Raw genomic sequence first — 16167 nt, forward strand, 5'->3', positions numbered from 1 at the left:
AAACCGGCCGGATTCAGTCCTGACCGGTTATCGGTGCAGGTTTGAGGCGGTCGCTAGTATAAGCGGGATGCACGCTGCTTCCTGCGCCGTGGCTGACACGAATGGTGATAGTTCCTGAGTGAAATTTCGCTAATTGCCTGCGACTAATGATCAACTTTCGGGAAATGGGGAAATTGACTACTCAATTCGGCGCATCGGCTGGCGAGCATTTCCCTCAAAAGGTTCACCGGCTTACTCAATTGTGCGCGATGGGCGCACAACAGATTCAGCGGAGCACGCTCACAGAGCAGCTCTGGCAGCAACACTTTGAGGCGCCCGGCGAGCACATCCGCGCCGACATCGAGCCACGATTTGTAGGCGATGCCCGCCCCCGCCACCGCCCACAACCGGACGACGTCGGCGTCATCACTGAAACGATCACCACTGACCGTCAGGCCGACTTCACGTTTGCCGTCATGAAAACTCCAATGGTCGTGCACGCGACTGCCGAGCATGTACAGCAGGCAATTGTGCTGCGCCAGTTGTTCGAGCTGACGCGGTTCGCCGTGGCGCGCCAGGTACGCCGGCGATGCGCAGAGCACGCGGCGATTGTCCGGAGCGATGGGCAGGGCCACCAGGCTCGAATCCTCGGGTTCGCCATAACGCAGGGCGATGTCCACCGGCTGGCGGAACAGGTCGGCGATGCGATCACCGAGCAACAGGCGCACGGTCAGTTTCGGATGCTCGCGCTGAAACTCGTCGAGCCACGGCAACAGCAAGTTGCGCCCGAAATCCGAAGGCGCCGACAACTGCAGGATGCCGCTGACCTGATCCTGCGCGCTGGAGAGAAATCGCCGGCCTTCGTCCAGCGAACTCAACGCGGCCCGCGCGTATTCGAGGAAGCCTTCGCCCTCGGCGGTCAGACGCAGGCTGCGGGTCGAGCGCGCCAGCAAACGCACGCCCAGTTGCTGTTCGATGCGTTTGAGCGCGGCGCTGGCCACTGCCGCGGACATGTCCATCACCCGCGCCGCTGCCGACAGGCTGCCCAGATCCGCCGCGCGAACGAACAACTGTAAATCGTCGAAACGCAGCATTCTCAGCCTCGATTATCAAAAAAATATTGAAAGAGACTGCTCTTTTAGCCGGTTTTATCGCGCCGAGAAATAGCCAATGATGGGTTCAAGCAAATTTATCCCGCGACTGGAGCCGCACATGTCCCAAGCATTCACCGCCATCGCCACCCTGATCGCCAAACCCGGCCAGCAGGACACCCTCGAAAACGCCCTGCGCGAACTGGTTGAGCCGAGTCGCGCCGAAGAAGGCTGCAGCCAGTACGACCTGCATCGCGACCTCGCCGATCCGCTGACCTTTTATGTGATCGAACACTGGGCCAGCGAGGAAATCCTTTCGGCGCACAACGCCAGCGCGCATTTTCAGAACTTCCAGGCCGTCGCCGGCCACTGCATCGAACACTTTCAATTGAAACGTCTGGGCGCCATCGCCTGAGCCCTTCTTCTATTACCGTTACGGAGCAAGTCATGAAAGCCATCGCCTATTTCGCCTCCCTGCCGATCAGCGACGAAAAATCCCTGCAAGACATCGAACTGCCGGAGCCGGTCGCCGGCCCGCGCGACCTGCTGGTGGAAGTCAAAGCCATCTCGGTCAACCCGGTCGACACCAAGGTGCGGCAGAACGTGGCGCCGGAAAACGGCGCAGCAAAAGTACTCGGCTGGGACGTCGCCGGTGTGGTCAAGGCCGTCGGCAGTGAAGTGACGCTGTTCAAGGCCGGCGACAAAGTGTTTTACGCTGGCTCCATCGCCCGTGCCGGTGGCAACAGCGAGCTGCACGTGGTCGATGAGCGCATTGTTGGCCACATGCCCAAATCCCTCGGTTTTGCCGAAGCCGCCGCGCTGCCGCTGACCGCGATCACCGCGTGGGAACTGCTGTTCGAACGCCTGCAGATCCGTGAGGGCAAGACCGATGAAGGTCAAAGCCTGCTGATCGTCGGCGCCGCTGGCGGCGTCGGTTCGATCCTCACCCAACTGGCCAGCCAGTTGACCGGCCTGAAGGTCATCGGCACCGCGTCCCGTGCACAGACTCGCGACTGGGTGACCGAGCTGGGTGCCGACCTGGTGATCGACCACAGCCAGCCGTTGAGCGAGGAACTGAAACGCGCCGGCATCGATCACGTGACCCACGTCGCCAGCCTGACCCAGACCGATCTGCACCTGGAGCAACTGGTCGAGGCGTTGGCCCCGCAAGGCAAACTCGCGCTGATCGACGATCCGAAGTCGCTGGACGTGAGCCAGCTCAAGCGCAAGAGCCTGTCGCTGCACTGGGAGTTCATGTACACCCGCTCGCTGTTCGAAACACCGGACATGATCGAGCAGCACAAGCTGCTCAACCGCGTGGCCGAGCTGATTGATGCGGGGACGTTGAAGACCACCGTCGGCGAGCATTTCGGCACGATCAACGCGGCGAACCTGCGCCGGGCGCATGAGCTGCTGGAAAGCGGCAAGGCCAAGGGCAAAATTGTTTTAGAAAGTTTCTGAAAACCCGGACGTCGTAATCAGCGCCAGTCCTTTCAAGGGCTGGCGCTATTTTTTGCCGTCAGTCAGATGCTTGATCGTTGTCACAAATCCGATCGTATTCAGGTCTACACTCGAAGCCTCTGCGATGCATCTTTTACACAAGGGAGGTCAGTAATGAAGATCCTGATAAAAGAAGTGGCAAAGTCCCAATGGCAGGTTCGCCTGGACCAGCACGCCGTGACCTTTCGCAGTGAAGCCGAGGCGCTCGCCTTCACCCGCACCCTCGAAGCGCGCCTGCACGCGCCCCATCGGATTCCCGACCCCGGACAGCAACGCGCCGTCGGCTGAGGCAATCAGGCTTCGGCCTGCGCTTGCGCCAACGCCCGGGCATTCTGCAAATGCCGGGTGTACATCGCGACGCTCACCACCAGCAACCCGCACAGACTGATGACCATGGCCATCGGCATGGCGCTGCCATCGTGCAGAACGCCCACCAGCGAAGCCGCGCCGGAAGCCACGCTGAACTGCAGGCAGCCCATCAGTGCCGACGCACTACCGGCACGCGCACCCTGGCCGTTCATTGCACACGCCGCTGCGTTGGGCAGGATGCAGCCGAGGCTGGCGATACACACGAACAACGGGATCAACAGCGGCCACAACGCTTCGGTGTGCAGCGAGCTGACCGCGAGCAAAGAAACCCCGGCCAACAGATACACCCACACCGCCCGTGCCAGCAGGAATGCCGGACCGCGCTTGGCCAACAGCCGCGCATTGACCTGGGCCACCAGAATGAACCCCGCCGCATTGGTGCCGAACAGCCAGCCGAAATGCTCGGCGGGTACGCCGTACAGTTTGATGAAGACGAACGGCGAACCGGCGATATAGGAAAACATCCCGGCGACCGCGATACCGCCGGTCAGGGCGTGGCCGAGAAACACCCGGTCGCCAAACAGCCGGCCGTATTGGCGCAACGCACCGGACAACGGCTGGCGCGGCACATAGTCCGGCAGACTTTCCGGCAGACCCAGCGCCACAGCCAGGCCGGCCAGTGCGCTGAAGCCCGTCAGTGCGAGGAAGATCGACTGCCAGCCCGTGGTATTGACCAGCAGACCGCCGAGCAACGGCGCGAGAATCGGCGCCAATCCCATCACCAGCATCAGTTGCGAAAAGACTTTCGCCGAACCGACCGCATCGCACTTGTCACTGACCACCGCCCGGGAAATCACCATCCCCGCGCAGCCGCCCAGCGCCTGAACGAAACGCGCGCCGATCAGCCATTCCAGATTCGGTGCATAAGCACAGGCCAGCGAAGCCAGGGTGAACAGGCCGACACCGACCAACAGCGGCAGGCGCCGACCAAACCGGTCGGCCACCGGCCCATACAGCAACTGCCCGATCGACAGACCGGCGAAATAGGCTGCCAGGGTCAGTTGCACATGCTTTTCATCAGTGCCAAAGGCCAGCGCCATCGACGGGAACGCCGGCAAATAGAAGTCGATCGCCAGCGGACCGAAGGCGCTCAGGGCACCGAGAATCAGAATGGTACGGAAGTTCATCAGGCATCCAGGTGGGATAGAAGTCGGCAGCCCGACAGTCTAGCCGCGCTGAGACACCTTGAACATTCCGATAGCTCGCTAACTATTAGAAATCAGATGACCTACACCTGAAACCTGTGGCGAGGGAGCTTGCTCCCGCTGGACTGCGCAGCACGCCGAGTGTTTTTCAATTGAAAAAAAGGGCCGCTTCGCGACCCGGCGGGAGCAAGCTCCCTCGCCACAGGGATTTATCGTTATCCGGCGAGTTTTACCGGGTAGCCCTCTTCGCTGATCACCTCGATCACTTGCTCGGCACTCAGCGAACTCTCGACACCAACTTCTTTAGCCGCCAGATCGACCCGTACGCTGGCCGCCGGATCCTTCGCCTGCACGGCGTTGGTGATGGCTTTGACACAGTGGCCGCAGGACATGCCTTGAACGTTGAACACTTGCATGGATGGACTCCTTTGAGTGAGGTTGCCCGCAGTGTCGAGCTTGCCACCATGGCAAGGTCAAGTTCTGCAGAAAACTGCCGGGCTGGCAATCGGCGTCGCGCTCAGCCAAGCTGCGTGCATCAATGACTCAAATTCAGGAGATTCAGCCATGCGCTGGTCAGCTTTCAGCCTGTTTGGCTTGCTCAGCCTCTTTGCCGCCCTGCCCCAGGCCAACGCGACCGGTGAGGACTACGCCGTTCTGATCATCTCGCGCGAGCGTCTGGAAGTGCCGACTCCCTGCGAGATTGGCGTGTACGTCAATGATGAACTGGCAGCGCGCCTGCTGCAGGAACAGACCACTTCGTTCAACCTGCCCCACGGGACGATTTCCATCCGTCTGAAACAATTGCCTGGCCAAGTGCCGGGTTGCCAGGCAGGCATGCTCGCGCCGCCGGCGCAGGAGATCTCGCTTAAGGCCGGCGATGTGCTCAAGTACCGGATCGCGGCAAATGCCAAAGGCTTGTACCTGCGACCTGCCGCCCTCGAATACTAAGCAAAACTCCAAATGTGGGAGCGGGCTTGCTCGCGAATGCGCTGTGTCATTCAGCGATGATGTTGACTGACACACCGCATTCGCGAGCAAGCCCGCTCCCACACTGTTTTTGTAGTGAGTCAAATATTGGCGCTTGACCTTGCCCGCGTGGCAAGGTTGATCCTTGTAGGCATCTTCTACAGGGAGTAAGACCGATGTCCGATTCCATCACTTTCGATCTGCCGATTGCCGGCATGACCTGCGCCAGTTGCGCCGGGCGTGTCGAGCGGGCGTTGCGCAAAGTCAGCGGCGCCAGTGCCGTCAGCGTCAATCTCGCCACCGAACAGGCCCGCGTCCAGGCGCCTGGTGACAGCTTGCCGTCGTTGATGGCGGCGGTTGAACGCGCCGGTTACAGCGTGCCGCAGCAGACGGTGGAGTTGAGCATCGACGGCATGACCTGCGCCTCGTGCGTCGGTCGCGTCGAGCGCGCCCTGAACAAAGTCCCCGGGGTGAAGAGCGTCAGCGTCAACCTCGCCAACGAACGCGCACACCTCGAATGGCTCGGTCAGGTCGACATTCAGTCGCTGCTCGATGCTGTAAGCAAGGCCGGTTACTCGGCCAGCGTCTGGCAAGCCGAACACCCCGCCACCGATAACCAGCAACAGCGCCTGCAACATGAACGCTGGGCGCTGATCTGCGCGATCGTCCTGGCGTTGCCGCTGGTGTTGCCGATGCTGCTGCAACCGTTCGGCATTCACTGGATGCTTCCGGCCTGGGCGCAATTCGCCCTCGCCACCCCGGTGCAATTCATTTTCGGTGCACGTTTCTACGTGGCCGCGTGGAAAGCCGTGCGCGCCGGCGCCGGTAACATGGACTTGCTGGTGGCCCTCGGCACCAGCGCCGGTTATGGCTTGAGCCTGTACGAATGGGCCACCGCCGCCGGGCGCATGCCGCATCTGTATTTCGAAGCCTCGGCGGTGGTGATCGCCCTGGTGCTCCTCGGCAAATACCTGGAAAGCCGCGCCAAACGCCAGACCGCCAGCGCCATCCGCGCCCTCGAAGCCTTGCGTCCGGAACGGGCGATTCAGGTCATTGACGGTCGCGAGCAAGACGTGGCGATCAGCGCTCTGCGCCTGAATGATCAGGTGCTGGTCAAACCCGGCGAACGCTTCCCGGTCGACGGCGAAGTGCTCGAAGGTCAGAGCCACGCGGACGAAGCGCTAATCAGCGGCGAAAGCCTGCCGGTGCCAAAACAGCCGGGCGACAAAGTCACCGGCGGCGCGATCAACGGTGAAGGTCGCTTGCTGGTGCGCACCACCGCCCTCGGCGCGGAAAGCGTGCTGGCGCGGATCATCCGTCTGGTAGAAGACGCTCAGGCGGCGAAAGCGCCGATCCAAAAACTGGTGGATAAAGTCAGCCAGGTGTTCGTGCCCAGCGTGTTGCTGATCGCCCTCGCCACCCTGATCGGCTGGTGGCTATACGGCGCGCCCATGGAAACCGCGTTGATCAACGCTGTTGCCGTGCTGGTGATTGCCTGTCCATGTGCCCTCGGCCTCGCCACGCCGACGGCGATCATGGCCGGCACGGGTGTGGCTGCGCGTCACGGCATTCTGATCAAGGACGCCGAAGCGCTGGAACGTGCCCATGCAGTCGACAACGTGGTCTTCGACAAGACCGGCACGCTGACTTCCGGCACCCCGCGCATCGCCCATTTCAGTGCGCTGGATGGCGATGAAAATACTCTGCTGAGACTGGCCGGTGCCCTGCAACGCGGCAGCGAGCATCCGCTGGCCAAAGCCGTGCTGGACGCGGCCGCCGAGCGTGACCTGAGCGTGCCGGATGTCAGCGACAGCCAGTCCCTGACCGGGCGCGGTATCGCTGGCACGCTTGACGGTCGGCGCCTGGCGCTGGGCAATCGGCGCTTGCTGGAAGAAAGTGGCCTGAGCGCGGGCAATCTCGCCGAGTCCGCCAAGGCTTGGGAAAGCCAAGGCCGAACCCTGTCGTGGCTGATCGAGCAAAGCCCGGAACCGCAAGTGCTCGGACTGTTCGCCTTCGGCGACACGCTCAAGCCCGGCGCACTGCAAGCCGTGCAGCAACTGGCCGTCCGCGGTATTCACAGCCATCTGCTGACCGGCGACAACCGTGGCAGTGCGCGCGTGGTGGCCGAGGCGCTGGGCATTGAAAACGTTCATGCCGAAGTGCTCCCCGCCGACAAAGCCGCGACCGTCGCCGAACTGAAGAAAACCGGCGTGGTGGCGATGGTCGGCGACGGCATCAACGACGCCCCCGCACTAGCCGCTGCCGATATCGGCATCGCCATGGGCGGCGGCACCGATGTGGCCATGCACGCCGCCGGCATCACTCTGATGCGCGGCGATCCACGGCTGGTGCCGGCAGCGCTGGAGATCAGCCGCAAGACCTACGCGAAGATCCGCCAGAACCTGTTCTGGGCCTTCGTCTACAACCTGATCGGCATTCCGCTGGCGGCGTTCGGCTTCCTCAACCCGGTGCTGGCCGGTGCGGCGATGGCACTGTCGAGCGTCAGCGTGGTGAGCAATGCGCTACTGTTGAAAACCTGGAAACCGAAGGATCTGGAGGAACAGCGATGAACATCGGCCAAGCGGCCCGGCACAGTGGCCTGAGCGCGAAGATGATCCGCTATTACGAGTCGATCGGCCTGCTCAAGGCTGCCCATCGCACCGACAGCGGCTACCGGGTCTACAGCGACGATGACCTGCACACCCTGGCGTTCATCAAGCGTTCGCGGGACCTGGGTTTTTCCCTTGAGGAAGTCGGCAAGCTGCTGACCCTGTGGCAGGATCGCCAGCGTGCCAGTGCCGATGTGAAAGCGCTGGCGCGTCAGCACATCGACGAGCTGAATCAGAAGATCCGCGAACTCGGCGAGCTGCGCGACACCCTGCAGGATCTGGTCGAGCACTGTAATGGCGACCATCGCCCCGATTGCCCGATCCTCAAGGAACTGGCGTCGGGCTGCTGCGCTCAACCCGCCCGCGCCTGAGCGCCAGCCACTTCACGGCCAACAATGTGCCGAGCGGGATGCCGTGGAACAGCATGACCACGGCACCCGGCGTCCACCAACCGTAAAACGGCGCGGCAATCAGCATGCCGACGCCGAACCCGGTCATTTGCAGCAAGGTCAGGAAACTGAAAATCGGCAGCCGCAAATGCTCCGGTTCACGTTGCAGGCGCGACATCAGGCCGACTTCAGAAATACCGTCACCCAACCCCGCCGGCAGGGAAAACAGCAGCAGACCGAAAAGGCTGTGCTGCTGGAACATCAGGATGAAACCGCAGGACATCAACGCCACGCCGAAGAAATACCGTCGTTCCAAATCAATGTTATCCGTGCCTTTGAGGCGACTGGCAATCCGTGCCCCGAGCAGTTTGCCGCTGGCCCACACCGCCAGCATCAGGCCCAGCGTGGTGCTGGCCGAGTCGGGTGTCAGCAGTTTGGAAATGATCGGGAAGCCGACGTTGTGCGCGGCACTGCCCAAGGTGTCGGCCATGGTCACGGCGAGCATCGCCGCAATCACCGGAGCGCTGCGCAGGCCTTGTTTCAGGGCTGACCATTCGCCGCGTTCGCTGATCGATTGTTCGCTGACTTCTGCAGCGGCGAAGCGCAACGGTGCAATCAACAGCGCCGCCAGCACATAGGTCAGTGCGTTGAGCGCGAAGACCGTTTCGAAACCGAAGGCTGCCACCAGCAAACCGGACACCAGGCTGCCGCCGACCATCGCTGCGGATGACGCCGAGGTGATCCAGGCATTGGTTTTCAGTAGCAGCGCCGGCTCGATCAGCCGTGGCAACTGGCTGTTGAGGCCGATGGCGAACATCGAATTGCCAAAACCCAGGCCGAAAGCGATCACCGGCAACAGCAACGCCTGCTGGCTCACCGGCAGGATCAACAGCAGCCCGAGCAGCGCCGCGCGCAGCAGATCGAAGGCGATCAGCGGCACCCGGCCATTCCAGCGCCGATAGAACCGTGTGCCGATCAGGCTGGCGAAAATCCCCCCACCGACGCGGCTGGCGAGGAACACCCCGACGCTCATGGCGCTGTTGCTTAGCAGGTAAACGTAAGTCGCCAGGGCGACCATGTTGAGGAAGGCGCCGAAGTCGGAGATCAGCCGGGCGGTGATGATGAGGCGGGCGTTCACATTCAATCCTTGAGTGTGCGAGGGCGGACAAGATTCCCACACACATTCCAGGAACACCACAAATCCCTTGTAGGAGTGAGCCTGCTCGCGATGGCTGTGTATCAGGCAACACTTTTGCTGAATGACACACCGCCATCGCGAGCAGGCTCACTCCTACAAGGGATCTTCGGTGTTTTGGGCAGGCACAAAAAACCCGGCCGAAGCCGGGTTTCTGTTCATGCGCTTACTGCATCCACGGTGGCGGCGGCGGTTCGTCGGACTTGCCTTTGGGCTCGTCATCCGCCGCACGGATCGCCTGCTTGCGCTCTTCGTCGAGCCGCGCCGCTTCGATCTCGCGCAACACTCCGCCAACGTCGGCCAGGTCTTCAGGATCGTCGAACTCGCCGGTGAGCACGCTGTTGGGGTGCAAGGTGCCGGCTTCGTACAGCGCCCACATTTCTTTCGCGTAGCGGGTCTGCTTCAGCTCCGGGGCAAAGCGCCCGAAGTACGAAGCCATGTTGCCCACATCGCGCTCGAGCATGCTGAACGCGTGGTTGTTGCCAGCGGCATCCACCGCCTGCGGCAGGTCGATGATCACCGGGCCGGTCGGGGTCAGCAGCACGTTGAACTCCGAGAGGTCACCGTGCACCAGACCGGTACACAACATCAGCACGATCTGCGAGATCAGGAACGCGTGATATTCGCGGGCCTGATCCGGCTCCAGCACCACATCGTTCAGACGCGGGGCGGCATCGCCGTATTCGTCGGCCACCAGTTCCATCAGCAGCACGCCATCCAGAAAGTCGTACGGCTTGGGCACTCGCACGCCGGCACCGGCCAGACGGAACAGCGCCGCGACTTCGGCGTTCTGCCAGGCGTCTTCGGTCTCTTTGCGACCGAATTTCGAACCCTTGGCCATCGCTCGCGCCTGCCGGCTGTTACGCACCTTGCGGCCTTCCTGATACTCGGCTGCCTGGCGGAAACTGCGTTTGTTCGCCTCCTTGTAAACCTTCGCGCAACGTAACTGGTTACCGCAGCGCACCACATAAACAGCTGCTTCTTTACCACTCATGAGTGGGCGCAGCACTTCGTCGACCAGACCGTCTTCGATCAGGGGTTCAATGCGTTTTGGAGTCTTCATCAGCTTTTATTGTGGGTCCTTTATTACCAAACACGCGAATGTCACTCGTTATACGGCAATCCTCGCGCTACGGGGAGGGGTTGCCGACCTGTGAACCCTGTGGATGCACACACTGTGCCGAAATAATCGACCGTTGCCGATCATAGCTGAGCCCGTTTGAAATGTTGGCAATCAGCGTCGAGGGCATTTGCGACAGAATCTGACATTGGCATTCATTTCCCCCTATGGGAGCGGGCTCAACGTTCGATGATCGCGGTGACACCCTGGCCGCCCGCCGCGCAGATCGAGATCAGCCCCCTGCCCTTGCCGGCCGCATCCAGCAGTTTTGCCAGGTTGGCGACAATCCGCCCTCCGGTCGCGGCAAACGGATGCCCCGCCGCCAGCGAGCTGCCTTTCACATTCAGCCGGCTGCGGTCGATCGAACCCAGCGGTGCGTCCAGCCCCAAACGCGTCTTGCAGTATTCGGGGTCTTCCCAGGCCTTGAGCGTGCACAGCACCTGCGCGGCAAACGCTTCGTGAATTTCGTAGTAATCGAAGTCTTGCAGGGTCAACCCATTACGCGCCAGCAGGCGCGGCACTGCATACACCGGCGCCATCAACAGGCCTTCGGCGCCGTTGACGAAATCCACCGCCGCCGCTTCGCCATCGCGCAGGTAGGCGAGGATCGGCAAACCACGCTCCTTCGCCCATTCCTCGCTGCCCAGCAGCACCACCGAGGCGCCGTCGGTGAGTGGCGTGGAGTTGCCCGCTGTCAGCGTGCCCTTCGCGCTTTTTTCGAAAGCGGGTTTGAGCGTGGCGAGTTTTTCCAGGGTCAGGTCCGGACGCAGGTTGTTGTCGCGGGTCAGGCCGAGGAACGGCGTCATCAGGTCGTTGTGCCAGCCTTCACTGTAGGACGCGGCGAGTTTGTGATGGCTTTCGAGGGCCAGTTGATCCTGCTCCTCACGGGGGATGTTCCAGGTCTGCGCCATCAGTTCGCAGTGCTGGCCCATCGACAGACCGGTACGCGGTTCGCCGTTACGCGGGAATTCCGGGATCAGGTGCCGCGGACGCAGTTGCAGAAAGGTTTTCAGCTTGTCGCCGGTGGTCTTGGCGCGGTTGGCCTGCAGAAGGATTTTGCGCAAGCCTTCGCTGACGCTGATCGGCGCGTCCGAGGTGGTGTCGACGCCACCGGCAATGCCGCAGTCAATCTGGCCGAGGGCGATTTTGTTGGCCACCAGCAGCGCCGCCTCCAGCCCGGTGCCGCAGGCTTGCTGGATGTCATAGGCCGGGGTGGCCGGCGACAGCCGCGAGCCGAGCACGCACTCGCGGGTCAGGTTCATATCTCGTGACAATTTAAGCACCGCACCCGCCACCACTTCCCCGATGCGCAGGCCGTGCAGGTTGTAGCGTTCGATCAGGCCTTCCAGGGCAGCAGTGAGCATCACCTGATTGCTGGCAGTGGCGTACGGCCCGTTGGAACGGGCGAAAGGAATACGGTTACCACCGATGATGGCGACGCGGCGCAGCTGACTCATGAAAAGCTCCTTGTTGATCCGAATTCATGGAAATCCCTGTGGGAGCTGGCTTGCCAGCGATAGGGCCGGCACCTCCAGCATTTCCAGTGGCTGACACTCCGCCATCGCTGGCAAGCCAGCTCCCACAGGGACGGTGGTCTACTCTGCTGTTCTAGCGTAGGCCTTATTGCGTGGATCGAACGATTGATTGCCGTTGGTAGTCCACACTTTGAACCCCAACTTTTGGAGAGCGTTCCATGTCTGACCGCTATATCGACTTCGCCAACTCATCCATCGGCCACCGTCTGGTCGGGGCTTTGGGCCTGCCGTCGCCGGTGCGGCTGGAACGCTGGCAGGCCGGACGCCTGCGGCCGGTGGACGGCGCGCTGTTGATCGGTGGCGGGCCGCTGGCCGAGCGGGTCAATGCGTTCGCCAACCGCCTGACCGATGCGATCTACAGCTACGGCACTGAACCGTCGCTGGCCACCGCGTGGATTCCCGGGCACGGGCCTAAACTCAAGGCCGTGGTGTTCGATGCCAGCGACCTGCAACACACCGACCAGCTCAAACAGCTGCGCGAATTCTTCCAGCCGTTGATGAAAAACCTCGACAGCAGCGCGCACCTGGTGATTCTCGGCCGCGCCCCGGAAACCCTGCGCGAGCCCTTTGCATCCAGTGCGCAACGGGCGCTCGAAGGCTTTTCACGTTCGCTGGCCAAGGAGCTGCGCAGCGGCGGCACGCTGCAACTGATCTATGTCGGTGACGGCGCTGAAGATCAGCTTGAGGGGCCGTTGCGGTTTTTCCTGTCACCGAAAAGTGCCTTTGTTTCCGGGCAGGTGATTCGCCTGAGCCCGTGCGCCACGCCGGTCACCGATTGGACCCGGCCATTGGCCGGACGCAAGGCGCTGGTCACCGGTGCGGCACGCGGGATCGGCGCCTCGATTGCCGAGACCCTCGCCCGCGATGGCGCCGAGGTGATTCTGCTCGACGTCCCCCCGGCCAAGACTGATCTGGAAGCCCTCGCCGCACGTCTTGGCGGCCGGGCGATCACCCTTGATATCTGCGCCGAAGATGCCGCCGCGCACCTGATCGAACAACTGCCGGACGGCCTCGACATTCTGGTGCACAACGCCGGGATCACCCGCGACAAGACCCTGGCCAACATGACCCCGGAATTCTGGGACGCGGTGCTGGCGGTCAACCTCAATGCCCCGCAAGTGCTGACCAAGGCGCTGCTCGACAGCGGCACCCTGCACGACAATGCGCGGGTGATTCTGCTGGCCTCGATCAGCGGCATCGCCGGCAATCGTGGACAGACCAACTACGCCGCGAGCAAGGCCGGGCTGATCGGCCTGGCCCAGGCTTGGGCGCCGACGCTGCACGAGCGCGGCATCAGCATCAACGCCGTGGCCCCGGGCTTCATCGAAACCCAGATGACCGCGCACATCCCGTTCGGCCTGCGTGAGGCCGGACGGCGCATGAGTTCGCTGGGCCAGGGCGGCTTGCCGCAAGACGTCGCCGAAGCCGTCGCGTGGCTGGCGCAACCGGGCACCGGCGCATTTACCGGCCAGGCGCTGCGGGTCTGTGGCCAAAGTGTTCTGGGGGCATAGGCATGAGCATTGAATGGCACACCCTCGACCGTGAACCGAGCCTGCCCGGCCTGTACGCGCGGGCCGCGACACGGCGCAAGATCACTGGCACCCGACTGCCCGACAGCGGTTTGCGCTGCTGGGTCGATGTCGACCCGCAAAAACTGGCGGCCTATCGCAAGGTCTGCGGCTTTACCGATGACGGCCTGCTGCCGCCGACTTATCCACACATCCTCGCGTTCGCCCTGCAGATGCAATTGCTCACGGCGAAGGAGTTTCCGTTCCCGTTGCTGGGGCTGATTCACCTGAGCAACCGCATTCGCGTGTTGCGGCCGATGGGCGGGATCAGTCGCGCGCAAGTCAGCGTCCGCGTGCATAACCTGCAGCCGCATCCCAAAGGCGCGACCTTCGAGGTGTTGACCAGCCTCGATGATCAACTCGGGCCGCTGTGGGAAGCCGAAAGCCAGATGCTCTGTCGCGGAGTGAAACTGGACGGCGAACCCGTCGAGCAACACTGGGAACCGTCCCAGGTGTTGACGCAAGTCGCGCAATGGAAAGCCTCTGCCGACATCGGTCGGCAATACGCCAAAGTCTCGGGCGACTACAACCCGATTCACCTGAGCGCGGCCAGTGCCAAGCTGTTCGGTTTTCCCACGGCGATTGCTCACGGTCTGTGGAACAAGGCACGAACCCTCGCCGCGCTGGCTGATCATCTACCCAAGGCCAACCTTGAAATCGCCGTGCACTTTCGCAAACCGGTGCGCTTGCCCAGCGAGGTCTCATTGCTGGCGAGCGCGCCGGGATCCAGCGGCGAGTTGCGCCTGATCGGCAACGGCGATCTGGAACATATGGTCGGTCAGTGGCAACCGGTTGCCTGAGTATCCGCCCGGGCGAGCCTGTAAATTGTGTATATATCACTTAAGTTTTTCCACGTTTGGCGCCGCACTCTGAAAAACTCCAGGCCTTGATTTTCAAGGCCTTTTTTTATGCGTCTATATCCTGGGTATTAGTCCTTAGGCACGGCGCGGCGCCTTATATATAAAGGCGTTAATACCAACTTGAGAATGGTGGAAAAGCACAGCGCGATCGAGATTGGCACCACGGACGAGGCATCACCGGCGACAGATCGGTGAGCCATCGAAAACGACGAATGTTGTTACAGGTGCAAGGAATCTCAATCATGAAAACTCAAGTGTGGTGCAAATCGGCAACAGCTCTGGCATTGATCCTCTCCCTTGGTCTGGCTGGCTGCAGCAGCGGCGGTGGCGGCCATCACAGCAGCTCCGGCAGCTCTTCGCCAGACAGCGCGACGTCGGGCACTGGCGGCACTGGTGGCACAGGCGGTAGCAGTGGCACTGGCGGTACTGGCGGCACCGATACCGCTGGCACAGGTGGTACCGGTGGCACTGGCGGTACCGGCACGACCAACCCGACCAATCCGACGAACCCGACCAATCCTACCAATCCGACAGACCCTACGGATCCAACCAACCCGACCAACCCGACTACCACCCCGCTAGTGACCACCACCCTGGTGCAGGATGTCGGCAACACCGTCGCGGGCGTCGGCAGTGGTGTCGGTCAGGTCGGCGACTCCTTGAGCACCGTTCCAGTAGTGGGCGGCGTGGTGCAAAGCGCAGTAAAAACCACAGGCAATGTGGTCACTACCCTGGGTGATGGCGTGGCCAACGGCATCGGCAAACTGGGCACGGTCGACAATGGCCTGGGCGTCACGGCGTCCTCGGTCGGCGGCGTGGTTTCAGATGTCGGTACCGGCGTCTCGGATCTGAGCAGCAAACTGGCGACCGCCACCGGCAGCGTTCCGGTTGTCGGCGGCGTGGTCACCAAAGTCGCTCCGGTGCTCGACGGCGTCGGTGAAAAAGTCACCATGCTCGGCGACACCCTGAGTCTGGCCACTACCACTGGCCCACTGGGCTCGGTGACTAAAAGTGTCGGCAACGGTCTGGTACCAGTGATTGCCATGGTTGAAAGCACCACCGACAAAGTCGGCGATGCAACCGGCCTCGGCGCTCCGCTCAATGGTGTCCTCGGCCAGGTCGGTGGCGCCGTCAAAGGCGTGGGCGGTCAGGTAACCGGTGCTGGCGGCGGCAACGCGTTGACCAACACCGTCGGCGGCGCCTTGACCAATGTCGGCACTGCCGTCGGCAAAGCCGGCGGGCTGGTGGACAACGGCACCAGCAGCGGTGGCGGATTGGGCGGTGGTCTCGGCGGCGGCCTGGGCGGTACCGGCTTGCTGCAAACGGTTGGCGGCGCCGTGGTCAACGTCGGTGCCGGTCTGAACGCCGGCAGCACCAACGGCGTGGTCAGCGCCGGCGGCGTCACGGCTGGCGGACTGGGCAACACCATCGCTTCGCTCAACACCGTACTCGGCGGCTCGGGCACGCCGATCACCGCCACCACCTCGCCACTGGCCACCGTCGGCGCTACCGTCGGCGCAGGGCTGAACCCAGTCACCAGTGCGGTCACCAGCGTCACTCAACAAGTCGGCGCCGCGACAGGTCTGGGCGCGCCGGTCGCCGGTCTCACCGGCCAGGTCGGCGGAGCGGTCAGCATGATCGGCAACACCATTGCCGCCACCAACAACCCGGTCACCACCGCCGTGGGTGGTGTGGTCAGCAACGTCGGCGCCACCGTCGGTGCGGTCGGCGGACTGGTCAACGGCGGCACCGCCACTGGAGGCACCGCAACCGGAGGTCTGGGTGGCGTGCTCGGTGGTCTGACCGGCGCTCTTGGAGGCAACAAACGCTAAATTGCACCT

The 16167-nt window shown here is 62.6% G+C and carries 15 protein-coding genes; 9 read left to right on the plus strand and 6 right to left on the minus strand.

Annotated elements, in window-relative coordinates; translation table 11 throughout:
• Positions 1 to 143: 143 nt before the first annotated feature.
• Positions 144 to 1073, minus strand: coding sequence for a LysR family transcriptional regulator (locus ACM6I7_RS17005; RefSeq protein WP_007962958.1), 930 nt, complete (start codon positions 1071 to 1073; stop codon positions 144 to 146).
• 118 nt (positions 1074 to 1191) lie between these two features.
• Here ACM6I7_RS17005 and ACM6I7_RS17010 point away from each other — a divergent pair, with 118 nt between their 5' ends.
• The 3 genes from ACM6I7_RS17010 to ACM6I7_RS17020 all read left to right on the plus strand — a co-directional run bounded on the left by ACM6I7_RS17010 (position 1192) and on the right by ACM6I7_RS17020 (position 2858).
• Positions 1192 to 1485, plus strand: coding sequence for a putative quinol monooxygenase (locus ACM6I7_RS17010; protein WP_336840608.1), 294 nt, complete (start codon positions 1192 to 1194; stop codon positions 1483 to 1485).
• A 32-nt stretch (positions 1486 to 1517) separates the two neighbouring features.
• The gene (locus ACM6I7_RS17015; protein WP_183783568.1) at positions 1518 to 2531 is read left to right on the plus strand and encodes a zinc-binding alcohol dehydrogenase family protein; all 1014 of its coding nucleotides are present in this window, start codon (positions 1518 to 1520) and stop codon (positions 2529 to 2531) included.
• Positions 2532 to 2684: 153 nt separating this feature from the next.
• On the plus strand, positions 2685 to 2858 hold the full coding sequence (locus ACM6I7_RS17020) for a hypothetical protein (RefSeq protein ID WP_166496092.1): 174 nt from the start codon (positions 2685 to 2687) through the stop codon (positions 2856 to 2858).
• A gap of 5 nt (positions 2859 to 2863) precedes the next feature.
• On the opposite strand, the gene ACM6I7_RS17025 is transcribed toward ACM6I7_RS17020, so the two are convergent.
• Both ACM6I7_RS17025 and ACM6I7_RS17030 read right to left on the minus strand, forming a co-directional pair.
• The gene (locus ACM6I7_RS17025; protein ID WP_183783570.1) at positions 2864 to 4066 is read right to left on the minus strand and encodes a multidrug effflux MFS transporter; all 1203 of its coding nucleotides are present in this window, start codon (positions 4064 to 4066) and stop codon (positions 2864 to 2866) included.
• Between the two features lie 233 nt (positions 4067 to 4299).
• On the minus strand, positions 4300 to 4500 hold the full coding sequence (locus tag ACM6I7_RS17030; protein ID WP_096794848.1) for a heavy-metal-associated domain-containing protein: 201 nt from the start codon (positions 4498 to 4500) through the stop codon (positions 4300 to 4302).
• Between the two features lie 148 nt (positions 4501 to 4648).
• On the opposite strand from ACM6I7_RS17030, the gene ACM6I7_RS17035 reads away from it, so the two are divergent.
• From ACM6I7_RS17035 to cueR, 3 genes are all read left to right on the plus strand, one after another.
• The gene (locus ACM6I7_RS17035) at positions 4649 to 5032 is read left to right on the plus strand and encodes a hypothetical protein (protein WP_027613629.1); all 384 of its coding nucleotides are present in this window, start codon (positions 4649 to 4651) and stop codon (positions 5030 to 5032) included.
• 194 nt (positions 5033 to 5226) lie between these two features.
• Positions 5227 to 7620, plus strand: coding sequence for a heavy metal translocating P-type ATPase (locus ACM6I7_RS17040; protein ID WP_414888922.1), 2394 nt, complete (start codon positions 5227 to 5229; stop codon positions 7618 to 7620).
• Positions 7617 to 8030 (plus strand): Cu(I)-responsive transcriptional regulator, encoded by a 414-nt coding sequence (gene cueR / locus ACM6I7_RS17045; protein ID WP_007962968.1) that lies wholly within the window; start codon positions 7617 to 7619, stop codon positions 8028 to 8030. The genes ACM6I7_RS17040 and cueR overlap by 4 nt, the downstream gene beginning before the upstream one ends.
• On the opposite strand, the gene ACM6I7_RS17050 is transcribed toward cueR, so the two are convergent.
• The 3 genes from ACM6I7_RS17050 to ACM6I7_RS17060 form a co-directional block, all read right to left on the minus strand.
• Positions 7984 to 9186, minus strand: coding sequence for an MFS transporter (locus ACM6I7_RS17050; RefSeq protein ID WP_414888923.1), 1203 nt, complete (start codon positions 9184 to 9186; stop codon positions 7984 to 7986). The two genes, cueR and ACM6I7_RS17050, sit on opposite strands and share 47 nt — an antisense overlap.
• A gap of 223 nt (positions 9187 to 9409) precedes the next feature.
• Positions 9410 to 10306 carry a PA4780 family RIO1-like protein kinase gene (locus ACM6I7_RS17055; protein ID WP_003221347.1) on the minus strand — a complete coding sequence of 299 codons (897 nt, stop codon included), beginning with the start codon at positions 10304 to 10306 and terminating at the stop codon, positions 9410 to 9412.
• A 236-nt stretch (positions 10307 to 10542) separates the two neighbouring features.
• The gene (locus ACM6I7_RS17060; RefSeq protein WP_183783578.1) at positions 10543 to 11820 is read right to left on the minus strand and encodes an acetyl-CoA C-acetyltransferase; all 1278 of its coding nucleotides are present in this window, start codon (positions 11818 to 11820) and stop codon (positions 10543 to 10545) included.
• Positions 11821 to 12056: 236 nt separating this feature from the next.
• Here ACM6I7_RS17060 and ACM6I7_RS17065 point away from each other — a divergent pair, with 236 nt between their 5' ends.
• The 3 genes from ACM6I7_RS17065 to ACM6I7_RS17075 all read left to right on the plus strand — a co-directional run bounded on the left by ACM6I7_RS17065 (position 12057) and on the right by ACM6I7_RS17075 (position 16158).
• Entirely contained in the window at positions 12057 to 13409 is a 1353-nt protein-coding gene (locus ACM6I7_RS17065) for a 3-oxoacyl-ACP reductase (protein WP_097089933.1), read from the plus strand.
• A 2-nt stretch (positions 13410 to 13411) separates the two neighbouring features.
• Positions 13412 to 14266 carry a MaoC family dehydratase gene (locus ACM6I7_RS17070; protein WP_414888925.1) on the plus strand — a complete coding sequence of 285 codons (855 nt, stop codon included), beginning with the start codon at positions 13412 to 13414 and terminating at the stop codon, positions 14264 to 14266.
• A 302-nt stretch (positions 14267 to 14568) separates the two neighbouring features.
• Complete coding sequence (locus ACM6I7_RS17075; protein WP_414888926.1) at positions 14569 to 16158, plus strand: collagen-like triple helix repeat-containing protein; 1590 nt, start codon at positions 14569 to 14571, stop codon at positions 16156 to 16158.
• Positions 16159 to 16167: the final 9 nt, after the last annotated feature.

Source organism: Pseudomonas sp. IT-93MI4, assembly GCF_949767635.1.
In the GTDB taxonomy this organism is placed as follows: domain Bacteria; phylum Pseudomonadota; class Gammaproteobacteria; order Pseudomonadales; family Pseudomonadaceae; genus Aquipseudomonas; species Aquipseudomonas putida_A.

Coding starts and splice junctions, on each gene's coding strand:
- ACM6I7_RS17005 (WP_007962958.1), bottom strand. CDS start 1,073: ATGCTGCGTTTCGACGATTTACAGTTGTTCGTTCGCGCGGCGGATCTG.
- ACM6I7_RS17010 (WP_336840608.1), top strand. CDS start 1,192: ATGTCCCAAGCATTCACCGCCATCGCCACCCTGATCGCCAAACCCGGC.
- ACM6I7_RS17015 (WP_183783568.1), top strand. CDS start 1,518: ATGAAAGCCATCGCCTATTTCGCCTCCCTGCCGATCAGCGACGAAAAA.
- ACM6I7_RS17020 (WP_166496092.1), top strand. CDS start 2,685: ATGAAGATCCTGATAAAAGAAGTGGCAAAGTCCCAATGGCAGGTTCGC.
- ACM6I7_RS17025 (WP_183783570.1), bottom strand. CDS start 4,066: ATGAACTTCCGTACCATTCTGATTCTCGGTGCCCTGAGCGCCTTCGGT.
- ACM6I7_RS17030 (WP_096794848.1), bottom strand. CDS start 4,500: ATGCAAGTGTTCAACGTTCAAGGCATGTCCTGCGGCCACTGTGTCAAA.
- ACM6I7_RS17035 (WP_027613629.1), top strand. CDS start 4,649: ATGCGCTGGTCAGCTTTCAGCCTGTTTGGCTTGCTCAGCCTCTTTGCC.
- ACM6I7_RS17040 (WP_414888922.1), top strand. CDS start 5,227: ATGTCCGATTCCATCACTTTCGATCTGCCGATTGCCGGCATGACCTGC.
- cueR (WP_007962968.1), top strand. CDS start 7,617: ATGAACATCGGCCAAGCGGCCCGGCACAGTGGCCTGAGCGCGAAGATG.
- ACM6I7_RS17055 (WP_003221347.1), bottom strand. CDS start 10,306: ATGAAGACTCCAAAACGCATTGAACCCCTGATCGAAGACGGTCTGGTC.
- ACM6I7_RS17060 (WP_183783578.1), bottom strand. CDS start 11,820: ATGAGTCAGCTGCGCCGCGTCGCCATCATCGGTGGTAACCGTATTCCT.
- ACM6I7_RS17065 (WP_097089933.1), top strand. CDS start 12,057: ATGTCTGACCGCTATATCGACTTCGCCAACTCATCCATCGGCCACCGT.
- ACM6I7_RS17070 (WP_414888925.1), top strand. CDS start 13,412: ATGAGCATTGAATGGCACACCCTCGACCGTGAACCGAGCCTGCCCGGC.
- ACM6I7_RS17075 (WP_414888926.1), top strand. CDS start 14,569: ATGAAAACTCAAGTGTGGTGCAAATCGGCAACAGCTCTGGCATTGATC.